The following is a 17,361-nucleotide window of genomic DNA, read 5'->3' on the forward strand; positions in this document are numbered from 1 at the left end:
ATTATTCTCCTTGTTGACTTAAAATTAATTGGTATATTTTTTTAACCGCCTCTATAAAATTTTTACATTCCTGTTCATCCCCTAATTTATTTGAGTAGCGCAAATCATCACTACGCCATAAGGAGCAAACCGTAGTCCAGGCAGTTTTATAACCTTTGGTTCTATCCAGCTCAATAGCTTTTTCAATCGACTCAACATTTCCTAATAATTGGGTCAGATTGTGCAAATTTGAACCCTGGAGTCCATCTTTAAAGGGTTTAGTTTCCTTTAAATTCGATTTTTCTTCTTTATAACAAATTAATGATTTCAAGGAACATTCGATAGCATAACCGCCTAAATACATAGAACCCGTCCACCGATGACTATCAAACAATGATTCCGCATCTTCTAGCCGACGACGGGAAGCACCTAATTGTAAACGCCTATCATAGCTATCTGGAGCTTTTGCTTTTGCCAAGCATTATACCTCTCTTGTTAGTTTTTTTACTAGACTAGACTAGCATATTGTAGGATTTTTTGCAACTTACTCTCTAATTTTTAAAATGGTTAAATTAAATTAAATTAGCCATTCAGCGGAAATCTCTACTGGAGCAGAGGTAACTGTCACGAACATTCCTTTTTTTTCTGATTTCTAAACAACATAAAATCGCTTCTAAAATATGTCTCCTTGCTTTTTCAACACTCTTGAATTGATTGAGCTATATCGCAATACCTAGGGAATTTAGCCTAAAAAATTAAACCTCCTCCCAACCCACCAAATTTTTGCTCTAAAAATTCTGCAAAAACTTTATATTTTTGGGGTTTTTGAAAATATTATTACCCGGCCACACTGTGTTAGAATCATCAGTTCCAAGGCAGACTCAAAGACAAGGCGAATGGGAATCTGCTGGACCTTGGAACGCAACTCGATGACAGAATCATAGTCAAAAATTAGACTGGCAAAAATACATCGGCGTCTTGGAGTGCCGTTGCTACCTCGTCCGGTTTTGCAGTGAGGTCTCTGTCACTAAAAACCCGAATATCCAACTCAGGACAGCGCGAAATTGCCACTTGTGCGGCCTGCCGGTACAAGTCGGCGTTAAAGGATTCAAATCCCGCAATTAAAACAATCCGTTTCATAAATTGATTTGATTAATTTGACTGGTTTAATTGTAGCGGAATAATTGGAAGTTGGGAAATGGTATGGTAGAATTGAGAGAGTCGTTAACTCCCGCAGTCCTATGACCCTCGCTACGGCCAAACGCTTTACTATTGAAGAGTATCATCGTCTCATCGAACTGGGATTTTTCCCGGAAGGCGATCGCACTGAATTAATCCAAGGAGAAGCAATTGAAATGGTCTCGAAAGGTAAACCCCATGCTGTTTGTTGTATGAACCTGAACGAACTACTTATTTTAATGTTGTCAGGTCAAGCTAAAATTCGCTGTCAGGACCCGATTACCCTGCCGAATCATACCGAACCGGAACCAGATTTTACCCTGGTAAGAAACCGGGACGATAACTACCTCTCCCATCATCCGATGCCAGATGATATTTTGCTGATTATCGAAATTGCCGATTCTTTTTTGGACTACGATCGCCAGGTGAAATTACCCTTGTATGCTGAAGCGGGAATTTCAGACTATTGGATTGTTAATTTATTAGAAAAGCAACTGGAAATTTATACGACTCCTTATCAAAAATTAAGCGGAACCTTTGACTATCGGCAAAAACAAGTCAAGTTACCGAATGAAACGGTTTCTATTCCCGGGTTTGAGGAATTAATCCTGGACCTGAATCGAGTGTTTCCAGCAATTTCTCCTTAATCCCTGTCCCAATCCTGTTAGTTGGAGGGAGAGGATAGCTGTAATTTATGTCTATAGATAGATGTAATCACCGCCGACATGAATTTATAAGACCTAAAGACGGAGGCCGCTATCAGTCGAAAGGCAGAAAAATTACTGGGAGTGCCCCGATCGTCTGGCGATCGCGCTAAAACGATACAAAGAGCGTAAATTGCCTCTGTCGATCGCCAAGTCTCTATCTCCAAATCAGGTTATGCAACTACCAAGTCTGTCTCCCTTTAATGGCATATCCCCCGCCTGCCTGGGGATATACCTTCCCCCGATTACGATCGCCCTGCTGTCGGTGATGATTGCCGGATGTAATCCGAGTATCCTATTCGAGGCAACTGCTGCACCGGCGGTGGAGTCGATTTCCAAGTCTGCTGAGGAGAATCCCGACCCGGTTTCGGAAGCAGTCGCCAAGGCAACCCTAGCGGCTAATTTAACCCAAAGTGCCAGGACATGGGAACAGTGGGATAGGGTGGCACAGCATTGGCAGGAGGCGATCGCCCGATTGGAAACCGTATCCAGGGAACATTCTCACTGGGATTTTGCCCAACAAAGACTCCCGGTTTATCGCAAAAACCTCACTTATGCCCGCCAGCAATTTGACCGATTAGACCCCTTGAAACCCGCCCTCACTAAAGGAGGTCGAGCCTCTGTTCTCACTCGCGTTGCCCGTGATAAACGGGACTGGGAGGAAGGTGTACAGGCTTGGCAGGACGCAGTGACGCAGTTACAGGTAATCCCGGCAACCTATCCCCAGTATTCTCTCATTCAACAAAAGCGGGTGGAATATGAGAGAAACCTCACTTTTTCTGAACAAAAACTCTTGGAATTTCACCCCTTTTATCAGGGAATAGCTAAAGCAGAGGAAGCCAAGGAACTGACTAAAACTGCCTCAACGATGGAACAATGGGAGAAAGTTGCCCTGGTGTGGAAACAAGCCCTTGCCATCTTAGTCAGCATTTCCCCGGACGATGAAAAAGCAACCTTAGCCGCCCCAAAAATCCCAGAATACGAAAGCCATCTCACTCAAGTGCATCAGCAAATTGCCCAGCTTGACCCTTATAGTCGGGCAGTCGATCAAGTGGAAAGCGCCCGAAAGCTGGAAAAAACGGCGAATTCAATGGGGGAATGGGAAGCGGTGAGGGGGGAGTGGCAAAAGGCGATCGCTCACCTCAAAAGCGTCCCTCCCAGCCATTCCAAACGAGCCTTGGCGGAACAACTCTTAGCCGAATCTCAGCTAAATCTGGCTTACACAGGGGAACAAATCGAGCAAACTGACCCCTTTGAGCGCGCTGTGGCGACTGCGGAAACGGCCAGCCAACTCACAAAATCAGCCTTTTCCCTCTATGACTGGAATGCGATCGCCTCTCAATGGCAAGAGGCGATCGCCCTCCTGCAAACCGTCCCTCCCACTCATAGTAAACATCCCTTAGTCGCACAAAAAATCACCGCTTATCAGACCGCTTTGGACTATGCCATTCAGCAGTCCCAGCAATGGTTACAGCCTTTTTCTACTTCCTCACCTCCCAGCAATTCTCTCGCGAAAAACCCCTTGTAACAGTCCCGAGGGGGCTCATCGCTGTGGTTGATCACTTCAGCCAATCTCCAGGATAACATCTTCCTATCAATCCGGAATTTAGCTTAAAGGTCAGCAACGCTCCAAGAGTCTCTACAATAGATACAATAGAAGAGGGGCGATCGCCCTGGGTTCACCTCTACCATCAATTAAGGATATCCTTCATGCTGACTACCACCCGCATTCGTGACGTGATTGAGGCCCAACGCCAATTTTTTGCCACAGGTAAAACCAAAGACCTCGACTTTCGCATCGAACAACTGAAACGGCTTAAACAAGCCGTTATTGATAGCAAAGAACTCGTCATTGATGCCCTGAATAAAGACCTAAAAAAGTCTGAATTGGAAGCCTATTTGACCGAAGTCGGCGTCATTCGAGAAATCAATTATGTCCTCAAACATCTTAAATCCTGGGCCAAACCTAAAACTGTCGCCCGTCCCCTCGACCAATTCCCGAGTGTGGCGCGAATTTATCCCGATCCATTAGGCGTTGTTTTTATTGTCAGCCCTTGGAATTACCCCTTTCAGTTAACTATTTCTCCCTTACTCGGGGCCATTGCTGCTGGGAATTGTGTCACCTTAAAACCTTCGGAAATTTCGGGTCATACCTCGCGCCTTGTCGCCGACTTAATCCGCAAAACCTTCGACCCAAGTTATATTGCCGTAGTGGAAGGCGGGGTGGAAGTTTCTCAGGAGTTATTATCCCAAAAATTTGACCATATCTTCTTTACTGGCGGGACTCAAGTTGGCCGAATTGTCATGGAAGCGGCGGCCAAACATCTTACCCCTGTCACCTTAGAACTTGGCGGAAAAAGTCCTTGTATTGTCGAAACTGATATTGACCTGCCGACTGCTTGCAAGCGGATTGTTTGGGGGAAATTTATCAATGCGGGTCAAACTTGTATCGCCCCAGATTATCTGTTGGTTAATCGCCGGATTAAACGAGATTTGTTAGTGGGAATTGAACGGACGATTACCGAATTTTTTGGTCAAAATCCGGCCAATAATCCTGACTATGGCCGGATTATTAGTGACAAACAATTTGAGCGTCTGCGGGGGTTACTCCAGGATGAAGAAGTTCTGGTTGGGGGTCAAACTAATGCAGGCGATCGCTATATTGCGCCCACGGTTCTCGATGGCGTCTCCCTCACCTCCCCGATTATGCAAGAGGAAATTTTTGGGCCAATTTTGCCGGTTCTGGAATATGATAAACTAGACGAGGCGATCGCCATCATCAACCAACGACCTAAACCCCTCGCCCTTTATCTGTTTTCCACCGATAAACAACAGCAGCAACAAGTCCTCAGAGAAACCTCAAGCGGTGGCGTTTGCCTCAACGATACCATCATGCATCTGGGGGTTTCTGAATTACCCTTTGGTGGCGTCGGGGACAGTGGTATGGGTTCTTATCATGGTAAAGCCAGTTTTGATACCTTTTCTCACTCCAAAAGTGTGTTAGAAAAGTCTTTCCGCTTTGATTTAAATTTCCGCTACCCGCCTTATAAAAACAAGTTGGAGTTTATCAAACGGTTCATCGGGGGGTAGGGTAATCAGATAATTTTCAACCCGGGCAAACATCAGCAATAACTTCAGTCGTTATTTCTTCCAATGTTCGTAGTAACGACTTCAATCGTTACTACGAACCTAAGAGGGATAACGAACTTAGTAACTATAAGGATTGTTTTAGAGTCCTATAGCAATCCTAAATGATTTATGGCATCTTCATCTCCCCTCTCCCCCTTTGGGCCGCCTTATGTTGGGGGTGAGGGCATTCCACAACGGATAAAGGATCTGCTATAGACACCGAATCTGCTACCTGTCCCCCAGCGTTCTCTCAAGGTCTCAATCGCTCGATCGCCTTATTCGATCCAATCACGACCATCACCGTTCCCCCCAGGAGTCGCCGGTTCGCGGGAGGATTAATCTCAAATTTTTCATCTTGACTAACAGCTAGGACATTTAGACCGTAGCGATTGCGAAGTTCGAGTTCAGCAATGGTTTTACCGTGGAAGGTGGGGGGTACAATGGTTTCTACGATGCTATGTTCTGGGTCAAGTTCAAAGCGATCGAGGATACTGGGAGTGGTAATGGTCCGCGCCAAGGCACAACCCATTTCCCGTTCTGGAAACACCACATGATCGGCCCCTACTTTCTTGAGCAATTTCATGTGAATTTCCGAGGAAGCTTTTGCAACAACGTGCTTAACCCCAGCCTCTTTGAGGTTAAGAGTTGTAATAATACTCTGGGCCAAGAAATTCCCGATCGCCACAATCACCGTATCGAAATCCGTCATTCCTGCCTGTTGAATCGCCGAGGGTTCGGTCGTGTCCAGTTGCAATGCGTGTGCTGAAATTTGTTCGCTCACTGCTTGGGTGACTTTTTTTTCATCTACGTCAATGGCGAGGACTTCATACCCCAATCCATGTAGGGTATCACAGACGGCGCGACCGAAGCGCCCTAACCCAATCACGGCAAATTGCTTATTGTCTGAACGCAGATTGCGAAAGAAATTCAGAGACGATAGATTCACAGGCGCTACCTTGGATTGGAATCAATGGATTCAGATGCCACTAGAAATGCCATCTCATTCGTGAATGCCGCCAACTGCTTCGTGAATCCAGGCTTTGGAATCCATTGCGCCCCCTCAGCTGAGAGGTGGTGACGGCAAGAGCATGATTTACTTTTGTTAGAGTACCAACTTTTTGGGGAGATTTGTACTTAGGAATATCGGAATTGGGGAGGATTGAGAAGAGGGAACTCTCCCCAATCCCATTATCCCATCATCCTACTAACAAATTTTCCTCTGGATAGCGGATGTTGGAGGGTTTGGGGTCTCCAATCATGGCGCTCATTAGTATGACCATTCCCACCCGGCCTACATACATCGTGACGATGATCACCAGTTGGCCGAGGGTGGAGAGGCTGCCGGTGATCCCCATAGACAAACCGACGGTGGCAAAGGCGGAGATGACTTCAAAGAAAAGCTCGATAAATTCTATGTTGGGGTCGCTGATCGCCAGCAAAATGGTGGCAACCACGACGACGCCGAGGGAACTGAGGACCACGGCAACGGCTTTCAAAATCAGTTCGGGGGGAATTTGGCGTTCAAAACAGAGGACCTGGTTGCGTCCCTGGAGTACGGAACGGGTGCAGCTTGCCAGTACACGGACTGTGGTAGTTTTGATGCCGCCTCCGGTACTGCCTGGAGAGGCCCCGATAAACATTAAGGCAATGGTGATAAACAGGGCCGCTGTGGTCATTTGACCGATATCAAGGGTATTAAATCCGGCAGTACGGGTGATGACGGACTGAAACCATGCACTGAGTATCCGTTCGAGGAAATCTGCATTTCCTAGGGTTCGGGGATTTGAGGATTCGGTGAAGAAGAAGGCGATCGTGCCTAGAATCAACAGTAACAGGGTGGTGCTGGTGACAATTTTAAAATGAAGGGAAAAGACGACTCGTTCGGGATTTCGGGAAATGCGATCGCGCACCCACATATACATTTCCATGATGACTTGATAGCCAATCCCCCCAAAAATCACCAATAAGGTGATGACCAAATTCATGGGGATGGATCCGGCATAAGCCATTAAACTATCGGCAAACAAACTAAACCCAGCATTGTTAAAGGCGCTAATGCTATGAAAAATTGCCAGCCACAGGCTATTGTTAAAGCCGAAGTCTGGGGTAAAAATCAACAGGAGTACGAACATCCCGGTTAGTTCAAAAACTAGGGTCATGGCAACAATGGAACGCACCAAGGGGACCACCCCGGACATTTCTGCGGTATCTAAGGATTTTTGAATAGCTATTCGGTCTCGCAATCCCAAGCGCCGTCCGAGTAGCAGCAGCAGAAAGGTGTTGGCAGTCATGTAACCGAGTCCACCCAGTTGAATCAGCAAGACAATGAAAAATTCGCCTAATCCAGAATAATGGGTGCCGGTATCAACGACGATTAAGCCGGTGACGCAGACAGCAGAGGTGGCGGTAAATAAAGCAGTGACGAAATTGTTCCAGGTCCCCTCACTGGTGGAGACGGGCAGCAGCAGCAGAAATGTGCCGATCGCAATTATCACCAGAAAGCCGAGACAAATCGTTCTAGCAACAGTCATGATATTTTAGCTTTGAGATTGTTTTGATTTTAGGGTGAAGCGTCGATCGCCGATCAAGTCAGTACAAGTCTGGGGGGGAGCATCTCAATTTTGAAAAGAGACCTAACCCCCCAGCCCCCTTCCCTAGTAGGGAAGGGTGAGAAAGACGTCAATTCCCCCCGGACCTTGCAGGGGAGGGGGGCAGGGGGGAGAGGTCAGATCGGTTTTTAGGCAAAATTGAGATGCTCCCTTCTAAAATCCATGTTTTTGAATTTGCGCTTGCAGGTAGGCGTCGGGTTCGCTGGGGTCGAAAAGGCCAAATTTTAGTTTTTCATCCCGTAGGATGAGGGTGGGTGGGGTCTGTCCCAGTTGTTTGGCAAGTTGTCGGGCTAATCCGGTCAGAAATACTTCGTCAGCGATCGCCTCGTGGGGGACATTTTGCCGGTCCAATATTCCCCATCGGGCAAACTGGGTAGTAATCCAGTAGGAAAAGCTTTTCCAGGGATAGGGGTCGAAATCAATGCGATCGCTCACGGTCCGGATATTCCCTAATCCATCGTCAAATTTTCCAATTAAGACGGCTTCTAATACCGATTGCGGCTGATTCAGGTATTCCGGCGCGGCGATCGCCTGAGCAATTTCCAGGCGATTGCCTGGATTTCGGGCATAATTACAGCCATCAATAATGGCTTTATTCAAAGCGCGAAAGGTGCTGGGATGTTCATCAATCCAAGGTTTAGATGCTGCAAAAGAACAACAGGGATGTCCCTCCCATAGGTCTTTGGTCAGCAGGTAAATAAACCCCACTTTTTCATAAACCGCTTGTTGAGCATTGCCATCGGGCATCAGAAAGCCATCAATTTCTCCTGCTTTCATCAATTCAATCGCCTGGGGAGGCGGTACTATTTTCAGGTTAATATCTCGGTCTGGATTAATATTATTACTCGCCAAATAATACCGTAATAATAAGTTATGCATCGAATAGCGGAAGGGAACGCCCAGGTTTAAGCCTTTAAAATCTTTGGCTTCTTTGACTTTATCCTGATGTTTAAGCGCCAAAACAATCGCTTGACCGTTAATATTTTCAATGCTTGCCAGTTTAATCGGAAAGGGTTGAGACCCCAAGCCCAAAGTCATGGCGATCGGCATGGGGGAGAGCATATGATAGGCATCTAGTTCCCCAGCGATCGCCGAATCTCTGACCTGTTCCCAACTCTCCATTTTTACCAGTTCTACGTTTAATCCATATTTCTGATAAAAACCTAGGGGTTGGGACATAATAATCGGTGTGGCACAAGTGATGGGAATAAAGCCGATTTTGAGATTGGTTTTTTCTAACTGGCTAACCGGGGATGAGTCGGGGTTTTCAGGGTCAGGAATAGCGCAATTAGTTAAAACAGTCAAGGCAGCAGCGATCGCCACTTGTTGCAAAAATTTACGCCGGGTAAACGGACTGTCTGGCAGGGTATCTCGAATGCCGCCCTCGGCGTCAACTCCATAAGCTGAAGCCATCACTGCCTCAATTCCCCCAAACCGGGCGATCGCCTCGCCAGCCCACTGTTCCGACTCGGCGATTAAGGGATTGAGCAGGGATTCACTACTGCGGGGAAAATTTTCAGGGCAGTGATGATTTCCGGTGACAATTTCCCCTAGAGAATGGTTGGACAATTTCTGCCAAGCCTCTCTCAAATTCAGGACATCTGCGGGGGGATTTATGTCGCAGTTCCCTGGGGAATGAATCCGGCCACAACTACAGAAAACTGAGGATAAATTATGATTTTTGGGGCGTGATAAAGGGTTAGTTTGAAGCATATTACAATTGGGAGAATTGGGAGAATTGGGTAGAGATGATATTTCCTAGGCTATAAACCCGGTTTTTAACGAATACTATACCGGCATCCTAGACCATTGCTTTCAACTCTTGGGCAGCATGATTAAGTTGTTGGATGGCGATTTTGACCTGAGTGATACCGGCGGCATTTTCTCGGGCAGAGATATCAATGGTATTGGTGGCATCAAGCACTTCATGGATTGCCGTAGCTTGTTGTTTAGCAACGAGGGCAATTTCGGCGGTACTCGCAACAACTTCATCAATGGCTGTACGAACTCCTTGAAATGCCTCAGCAGTTTGTTGAGTAATCTGACTACTGGCGGTGACGCTGATGGTTCCTTCCTGGGTAACTTTGATGGTAGAACCGAGAGTCGCTTCGATATCTCTGAGTAGGATGTGAATTTTATCTGCGGATTCTTTGCTGCGATCGGCGAGTTTGCGGATTTCGGTGGCAACAACCCCAAATCCATTGCCTTTCTCCCCAGCATGAACGGCTTCGATCGCCGCATTTAAGGCCAGCATATTCGTTTGGGTGGCTAACTGGCCGACTAATTGGGCAATGTTGGCAATTTGATGGGTTTGTTTGTTTAAACAGCCGATTTCCCCGGCAATATCCTGCACTTTCTGTTCTAAAGTTGCCATTGCCGCTAAAGTTTGGGTAACGGCTTCGGTCCCTTGATTAGCGAGGGTGAGGGCGCGATCGGCACAGGCGGAGGAATGGGTGGTTTCGTTCGCCGCTTGTTGAGAGGAACAGCTTAAGCGATCGAGGGTGGTAGTGGTTTCGGTGGTGGCAGCGGATTGAAAAGCGGCGCTGCGTTCCTGTTGTTCGATGGTGGCGGCAATATCCGCAGCGGATTTGGCGATCGCCGCCGCTTGTTGGTTGATTTGTTGGCCGATCGCCGTGGAAATTTTAGCGCCAATGGTCATTCCTAACAAGGCAGTAATTCCAGCGGTTCCAAAAACAACCCGAGATAGAAACGTTAAGGCATCCGCACGCTCTTGATTTCGCTGTTCTAAAATCACTTGTTCTGTGGCAGTAAACTTTTCTACCAGTTCTTTCAGGCGGGTTGCAGCTTGCTTGCCTTCTCCACTACGAGCGGTTTGATCGGCTTTATTTCTTTTGCCCAGTTCGATATAAGAAATTAAGCGTCGGTCAAATTCATTGACGCGATCGCCTAGTTCAATTATCTGTTTTAAATTCTCCCGTTGGTCCGGGCTTTGAATTAAAAATCGCAATTTTTCCGACTGTTCATAAAAGATATTATCCCACTGCTCATACCCTTCTAATTCATTAATATCCCGAGAAATAATATAAGCCCGAGCCGCTCTTTGCATGGATATAATGCTATAAGCTAAGGCTTCGACTTCATCCACACGCCCACGAACTGCATCTAACTGATTTGATGTGTCATTGACTCGCCTAACCCCATTGAAATATACCAAAATCGCCGCACAAATTGAGAGAAAAATAGGAACAGCGTATCCCCCAAAAATCTGGTAAGTCACTTTCATGTTTGAAAAATCCCAGCTAAAGGGTAACCGTTTTACTAACATAAGGCAAATTTCTCCAATGGGTTCATAATCGTTTACAATAGAGGCTGCTTTACTGAAATCTAAAGGCTTTTGATTCTTTACCAGCCATGATGACGAGCAACTTGTCCGAGCAAATTCAGCAGTTTTACGATGCTTCCTCCGGATTATGGGAACGGGTTTGGGGGGAACACATGCATCACGGGTATTACGGAGAGAGGGGCGATCGCCGGTTGGATCGACGACAGGCACAGATTGACTTAATTGAGGAACTCCTGACTTGGACAGGGGTGCAGTTGTCCAAGGACCTCAACGGCCAGGTCTCGACAATCTTAGATGTAGGTTGCGGCATCGGTGGTAGCTCTTTATACTTAGCACAAAAGTTTAATGCCAGCGCAACGGGAATTACTCTGAGTCCGGTTCAGGCAGCCCGGGCTACAGAACGAGCTACAGAAGCGGAAATTTCCACCTTTTTGACTCCAGAAGCGGGGAGCATGACCCCAGGTCCAAGGGCGGAGTTTCGCGTCGCCAATGCCCTAGAATTGCCCTTTGCAGATAATTCCTTTGATCTCGTTTGGACCCTGGAAAGCGGCGAACATATGCCGGATAAAAAGAAGTTTTTACAGGAATGCTATCGGGTTTTGGCACCCGGAGGCGCGTTGATGATGGCAACCTGGTGTCATCGTCCCGTTGCTCCCCCTGCTGCACCCCTGAGCGATCGCGAACGGCATCAATTAATGGAAATTTACAAGGTTTATTGTCTGCCTTATGTGATTTCTTTACCCGAATATGAGACAATTGCCCGAGAAATTGGATTCCAAGGAATTCAGGTTGCAGATTGGTCCACAGCAGTAGCTCCATTTTGGGATTTAGTCATTGATTCTGCCTTTGACCCCTCGGCCCTTTTGGGATTATTATTGTCCGGTTGGCAAACTATTCAAGGGGCGCTGGCTCTAGGGCTGATGCGCGATGGATACAAGCAAGGGTTAATTCGATATGGGTTACTCTGTGGGACAAAATCCTAACTTTTATTGACAGTTTTTTCGGTCTTTGCTGTTGTGATGATTGTATTTTTAACGAGATTATGAGCCAACTTTCTCCTTCTCCCCCTTTGGTTTCTCAACCGGCTGAAATGAATGTGGTCCAGAAATATGCCCCTTGGCTCTATTCGTTCTGGAAATTTACCCGTCCCCATACGATTATTGGCACCAGTTTGAGTGCGATTGGCTTGTTTGCGATCGCCCTAGCTTTTTCTGGGGACAGCCTCACCGCTCAAGCCCTCTTGCCCTTATTCGGAACTTGGTTTACCTGTCTCTGTGGAAATGTCTATATTGTTGGATTAAACCAACTGTTTGATATTGAAATTGACCAAATTAATAAGCCCGAGTTACCCGTTGCCGCCGGTGAATTTTCCCGCAAACAAGGGCAAATTATTGTAGCAATCACGGGGATTTTAGCCGTTGCATTAGCCTGGTTACAAGGTCCTTGGTTGTTGGCAACGGTACTCATTAGTTTAGGATTGGGAACGGCTTATTCTGTGCCGCCTATTCGCTTAAAACGGTTTCCATTTTGGGCGTCTTTTTGCATTTTCACCGTGCGCGGGATTATTGTTAATTTAGGGTTATTTTTACATTACCAATGGGTGATGCAAGGTGACGCGGATTTGATGATTCCCCCGTCGGTATGGGCGCTGACGCTGTTTGTTTTGGGCTTTACCTTTGCGATCGCCATTTTTAAAGATATTCCCGATATGGAAGGCGATCGCATCTATCAAATTAGCACCTTAACCCTGCGGTTGGGGGCGCGTACTGTCTTCGATTGGGCGCGATGGGTGATTATTGTCTGTTATATTGCTACCAGTGTAGCTGCGTTTTTGTGGTTACCTCAAGTCAATCCCTTCGTCTTGGCGATCGCCCATAGCGTGGCATTGACTGGGTTATGGTGGCGCAGTCGTGAGGTGGATTTAGAGGATAAAGTGGCGATCGCCGCTTGCTATCAATTTATTTGGAAACTATTTTTCCTGGAATATATCATGTTTCCCGTGGCTTGTTTGTTGGCATAAATTTCAGATCATCACCCTCCCCGATAGCCTTTAAATAATGGACGTGAATCAATCTGCGAACCCTTACTCACAACTCTCTATTTCGCAATGTTTAGAAATGGCTCAAAAACAGTGCGAAACCGGGAATTTTGCCCAGGCACAAACCCTCTGTCGGGAAATTCTGCATCGGGAACCGGAGAACCTTCTGGCATTGAACCTGTTGGGGACGATCGCCGCCCAAGAAGGAGACAATCTCGGGGCAATCGCTTGGTATCAGCAAGGGGTCAAAATCCATCCGAATGTGCCGGAGTTTCATTACAATCTGGCAAATGCCCTGAAGTTGGAGGGACAACAGGCAGAGGCGATCGCCCATTACTGCCAAGCGATTACTCTGCGGGGTAATTATACCAAAGCGTTCTATAATTTAGGCAATTTGCACCTGGAAAGGGGAGAGATTCAATTGGCGATCGCTCAATATCAGAAAGCCCTTGCCTTAGATCCGCAGGATCAGCAAATCCAGACAAATCTCGGCAATGCCTTGAAAGAAGCGGGAGATTTAGAGGCGGCGATCGCCCAGTATCGGCAAGTCTGCGATCGCTGTCCAGATTCAGCGGAATTTCACTATAACCTCGGGGTGGCATTGCATGACGCTGGGGAGTTAGCTGAGGCAGTCGCTTGTTATAATCGGGCGATCGCGATCGAACCTCACACCGTGATGTTCCATTGGAATCGTGCCCTCTCCTTCCTCATATCTGGAGACTACCCACGGGGATTCATTGAATATGAATGGCGGTGGCAAACAGAAACCCTCAAATCCCGCCCATTTTCGCAACCGATATGGGACGGTTCCCCCCTCACCGGGCGCACCATTCTCCTTCATAGTGAACAGGGATTCGGAGATACCCTACAATTTATCCGTTATATTCCCCTTGTCGCTGCCCAGGGCGGGCGGGTAATCCTGGAGTGTTATCCTGCCCTATTTCCCTTATTCAAACAGCTAGAAGGGGTGGATATCCTGGTTCTGCGGGATGAACCTTTACCGGCATTTGATGTTCATGCGCCCTTGATGAGTTTACCGCGAATTTTTGGCACAACGTTAGAAACAATTCCCTGTGAGATTCCCTATCTGATGGTGCGTCCCCCGCACCCTTCCCGGCTGGGGCTATCCGAACAAAGCCAGCGGGCGCGGGCTGATGTATCTTTAGTAAACAACGACCAAAATGCCTCTGACTCCCCCCTTCTTAAGGGGGGTTGGGGGGGATATATTCTGAATGATACCCCCCCAAATTCAGTCCATTCTCACTCTTTCAAAATTGGAGTAGTTTGGGCTGCAAATCATGAAAATCCCACCTCTATCAAACGTTCTTGTCCCTTCAGTTATTTTCTCCAATTAGTAGAAGAATTTGCAACTTCTTCAATTGGCTTCTATAGCTTGCAAAAAGAGTCAAATGAATTAGTTGAAATCTCTCCTCAAGTCCCGATTCAAGATTTAGCTACTCAATTGAATCATTTCCGAGATACCGCTGAAGTGATGGCGGAATTAGACTTAATTATTACCGTGGATACCGCCGTGGCACATTTAGCTGGGGCATTGGGAAAACCGGCTTGGGTATTGTTGCCCTTTGCACCGGATTGGCGCTGGTTGCTGAATCGCACCGATTCGCCTTGGTATCCGACCCTGCGCCTGTTTCGCCAACGCCAGCCGGGGGATTGGCAGAGTGTTTTTGAGGAAGTGAAACAAGCCTTAATTGAGGCGTTGGATGAGACGGCAAACTCCGCAAAAATCCCCGACGAATTAAGGGCAAAAATAGGACGAGGGATTGCTGCCCATCAGGAGGGGGATTTAACAGCGGCGGAACGGTTATATCGGCAAGTGTTGGAGAAGATGCCGAACCATCCGGTGGCTTTAACGAATTTGGGAATGATTCTGAAAAATCAGGGAAACTTTGCAGAAGCCATCGCTTGTTATCACCAAGCGTTACCTTACGCCACGCAAGAAGTGGGGTTGCATTATAACTTAGGAAATGCCCTGTGGGAACTGGGGAATCGGGAAGCGGCGATCGCCCAATTTCATCGGGTGATTGTCTTGCAACCGAACCATGTGGAGGGGTATAATAATCTGGGCATGGTGTTACATGAATTGGACGAATTAGACTCTGCCATTCCTCACTTTGAACGGGCAATCACCCTGAATCCCAACTATGCCCAAGGATACAATAATTTAGGGTTGGTACTGCACGACATGGGACGAGTCGAGGATGCGATCGCCTGCTATGATACCGCCCTACGCCTGCAACCGGACTACTGCGAAGCCCATAACAACCGGGGACTTGCCTTACTGATTCAAGGTGACTTACACCAAGGATTTCGGGAATATGAATGGCGTTGGCGGGTAAAAGCGGCACCGGATTTACCCCCGATTCCTGGGCCATTTTGGGACGGTTCCGATCTCCAAGGTAAGACGATTTTACTCCATGCCGAACAAGGATTGGGAGATTGTATCCAATTCATCCGCTATGCCGCCTTACTCGTCAAACGCGGGGGGCGAGTCGTTGCCTTGGTTAACCAACCCTTAGTGCGCTTATTTGAAAGCGTACCGGGCATTAGTCGCGTCAGTGCCTATTGGTCCGAATTGGCACCGATTGATGTGTGGATTCCGCTGTTGAGTTTGCCTCACATCATGGGGACTACCTTAGCTACTATCCCTGGGCAGATTCCCTATCTCACTCCCACCCATTTAGCGCCGGTGATGCTCAATGAACCGGGATTTAAGGTGGGCATCGTCTGGGCGGGGAATCCGCAACATAAGGGCGATCGCCATCGTTCCTGTCCCTTGCGCTATTTTCTCCCCCTGCTCAACATTCCCGGCATTAAGTGGTATAGTCTACAAAAAGGTCAGGAAGAAACCCGAATTCGCCAGCAAAATCTCCCGATTCAAGATTTAGCCCCGCACTTGCAGGATTTAGCCGATACAGCAGCCATTATTGCTCAATTAGACTTAGTGATTACGGTGGATACTTCAGTCGCACATTTAGCCGGTGCCTTGGGTAAACCCGTCTGGGTAGCGTTAAGCTATGCCCCGGATTGGCGGTGGATGCTGAATCGCACAGATTCCCCTTGGTATCCGACAATGCGCCTGTTTCGCCAGGAGGAACGAGGGGATTGGCAGGGGGTATTTGATGAGGTGGCACAGAGTTTAACCGAGGTGTTGGCGACGCGGGTTGTCTTCGCCGAACCTCCGACAATCAGCCCGGAATTTGCCCTCGCCCGCCAGGATTACGAAGCGGGTAACTTTGCCGAAGCTCAACGCCGTTGTCGCGTGTTGCTGCGTCAATATCCCAATCAGGCGCAAGGGTGGCAACTGTTAGGCGCGATCGCCCATCAAGGGGGAAAAATTAATACCGCCGTGGGGTATTACAAGCAAGCGATCGTTGCCGATGTGCGCTATCTCCCTGCCTATATCAATCTTGGGGCAGCCTTACGCAGTTTTGGGAAAACTGGTGAGGCGATTTCCTATTTAGCTCAAGCGATCGCCGTGGATTCTCACTGTCTGCCTGCCCATTATAATCTGGGAAATGCCTTGTCTGACGAGGGCAATTTCCAGGAAGCGATCGCCCACTATCGCCAAGTCATCGCCCTGGATGCCCATCATAGTCAAGCATATTACCATCTAGGAAATGCCCTCAAAGAGTTGGGAAATGTGACGGAGGCAGTCACCCATATCCAGGAGGCGACTACCCTTGACCCTAGCTATACAGAAGCCCATAATACATTGGGTAAGCTGTTCCTGGAGGAAAGCAGAATTGCCGAGGCAATAGCTTGTTTTCATCGGGCGACTGCCCTGGATTCCGAGTATATTGACGCCCAAATTAATCTAGGAATTGCCTTCCAGGAACAACATGACACCACCGGGGCGATCGCTGCCTATCACCGCGCCCTCCAAATCCAGCCCGACTCTGCCGAAGCTCACCTCAACCTCGCCCTCAGTCTGCTGATTGGCGGAGACTTGCCCGGAGGTTTTGCCGAATACGAATGGCGTTGGCGCGTCACAGGATACCCCGCCCCACCTCACTTTGACGTTCCTCAATGGGAGGGTGCGGATTTAACCGGGAAGACACTCCTATTATATAGTGAACAAGGCTTAGGGGATACCCTCCAATTTATCCGCTATGCCAGCTTACTTGCCCAACAGGGAATCCGCGTAGTCGCATTGGTTGCTTCGCCTCTGGTTTCTGTCTTAAAAACGGTTTCGGGTATTGATGTAATTAGTTCCAATCAGGAGGAGTTAAAACAGTTTGAGAGTTGGATTCCCCTGATGAATTTGCCTCGAATTTTTGGCACAATTTTACCCACAATTCCCGCTACAATTCCTTATATTCATCCTCCCCATTCCCGGCAATTTCCCCTTGAATCGGCACAGTTTAAAGTGGGGATTGTTTGGGCAGGAAATCCGAAACA

12 protein-coding genes and 1 pseudogene are annotated in these 17,361 nt (G+C 47.7%); 7 read left to right on the forward strand and 6 right to left on the reverse strand.

The annotated features are described in order from the left end of the window. Window position 1: 1 nt before the first annotated feature. Together J0895_RS04675 and J0895_RS04680 are read right to left on the reverse strand one after the other, a co-directional pair. On the reverse strand, window positions 2-457 hold the full coding sequence (locus J0895_RS04675) for a HEPN domain-containing protein (RefSeq protein ID WP_242541052.1): 456 nt from the start codon (window positions 455-457) through the stop codon (window positions 2-4). A 330-nt stretch (window positions 458-787) separates the two neighbouring features. After that, window positions 788-1,119: pseudogene (locus J0895_RS04680) on the reverse strand (DUF3479 domain-containing protein). A 101-nt stretch (window positions 1,120-1,220) separates the two neighbouring features. Here J0895_RS04680 and J0895_RS04685 point away from each other — a divergent pair. From J0895_RS04685 to J0895_RS04695, 4 genes are all read left to right on the forward strand, one after another. Then, on the forward strand, window positions 1,221-1,805 hold the full coding sequence (locus J0895_RS04685) for a Uma2 family endonuclease (protein ID WP_207086955.1): 585 nt from the start codon (window positions 1,221-1,223) through the stop codon (window positions 1,803-1,805). A gap of 47 nt (window positions 1,806-1,852) precedes the next feature. Continuing rightward, window positions 1,853-1,975, forward strand: a complete 123-nt coding sequence (locus tag J0895_RS26245; protein WP_277989781.1) for a hypothetical protein — start codon at window positions 1,853-1,855, stop codon at window positions 1,973-1,975. 62 nt (window positions 1,976-2,037) lie between these two features. Further along, on the forward strand, window positions 2,038-3,390 hold the full coding sequence (locus J0895_RS04690; protein ID WP_207086956.1) for a hypothetical protein: 1,353 nt from the start codon (window positions 2,038-2,040) through the stop codon (window positions 3,388-3,390). A gap of 182 nt (window positions 3,391-3,572) precedes the next feature. Beyond that, on the forward strand, window positions 3,573-4,952 hold the full coding sequence (locus J0895_RS04695) for an aldehyde dehydrogenase (protein ID WP_207086957.1): 1,380 nt from the start codon (window positions 3,573-3,575) through the stop codon (window positions 4,950-4,952). A gap of 289 nt (window positions 4,953-5,241) precedes the next feature. On the opposite strand, the gene J0895_RS04700 is transcribed toward J0895_RS04695, so the two are convergent. The 4 genes from J0895_RS04700 to J0895_RS04715 form a co-directional block, all read right to left on the reverse strand. Beyond that, window positions 5,242-5,937 (reverse strand): NAD-binding protein, encoded by a 696-nt coding sequence (locus tag J0895_RS04700; protein ID WP_207086958.1) that lies wholly within the window; start codon window positions 5,935-5,937, stop codon window positions 5,242-5,244. A 250-nt stretch (window positions 5,938-6,187) separates the two neighbouring features. Then, window positions 6,188-7,522, reverse strand: a complete 1,335-nt coding sequence (locus tag J0895_RS04705; RefSeq protein WP_207086959.1) for a TrkH family potassium uptake protein — start codon at window positions 7,520-7,522, stop codon at window positions 6,188-6,190. Between the two features lie 231 nt (window positions 7,523-7,753). Further along, window positions 7,754-9,169 carry a CmpA/NrtA family ABC transporter substrate-binding protein gene (locus J0895_RS04710; RefSeq protein WP_242541053.1) on the reverse strand — a complete coding sequence of 472 codons (1,416 nt, stop codon included), beginning with the start codon at window positions 9,167-9,169 and terminating at the stop codon, window positions 7,754-7,756. A gap of 232 nt (window positions 9,170-9,401) precedes the next feature. Next, the gene (locus J0895_RS04715) at window positions 9,402-10,886 is read right to left on the reverse strand and encodes a methyl-accepting chemotaxis protein (RefSeq protein WP_207086961.1); all 1,485 of its coding nucleotides are present in this window, start codon (window positions 10,884-10,886) and stop codon (window positions 9,402-9,404) included. A gap of 89 nt (window positions 10,887-10,975) precedes the next feature. On the opposite strand from J0895_RS04715, the gene J0895_RS04720 reads away from it, so the two are divergent. The 3 genes from J0895_RS04720 to J0895_RS04730 all read left to right on the forward strand — a co-directional run. Continuing rightward, window positions 10,976-11,887 (forward strand): methyltransferase domain-containing protein, encoded by a 912-nt coding sequence (locus J0895_RS04720; protein ID WP_207086968.1) that lies wholly within the window; start codon window positions 10,976-10,978, stop codon window positions 11,885-11,887. Window positions 11,888-11,946: 59 nt separating this feature from the next. Continuing rightward, window positions 11,947-12,924: a homogentisate phytyltransferase gene (locus tag J0895_RS04725; RefSeq protein ID WP_207086962.1), complete on the forward strand. Its 978-nt coding sequence runs from the start codon at window positions 11,947-11,949 to the stop codon at window positions 12,922-12,924. A 37-nt stretch (window positions 12,925-12,961) separates the two neighbouring features. After that, window positions 12,962-17,361, forward strand: a 4,400-nt coding sequence (locus tag J0895_RS04730; protein WP_207086963.1) for a tetratricopeptide repeat protein, incomplete at its 3' end; no start/stop codon positions are given.

Source organism: Phormidium pseudopriestleyi FRX01 (genome assembly GCF_017313335.1).
Lineage (GTDB): Bacteria > Cyanobacteriota > Cyanobacteriia > Cyanobacteriales > Laspinemataceae > Laspinema > Laspinema pseudopriestleyi.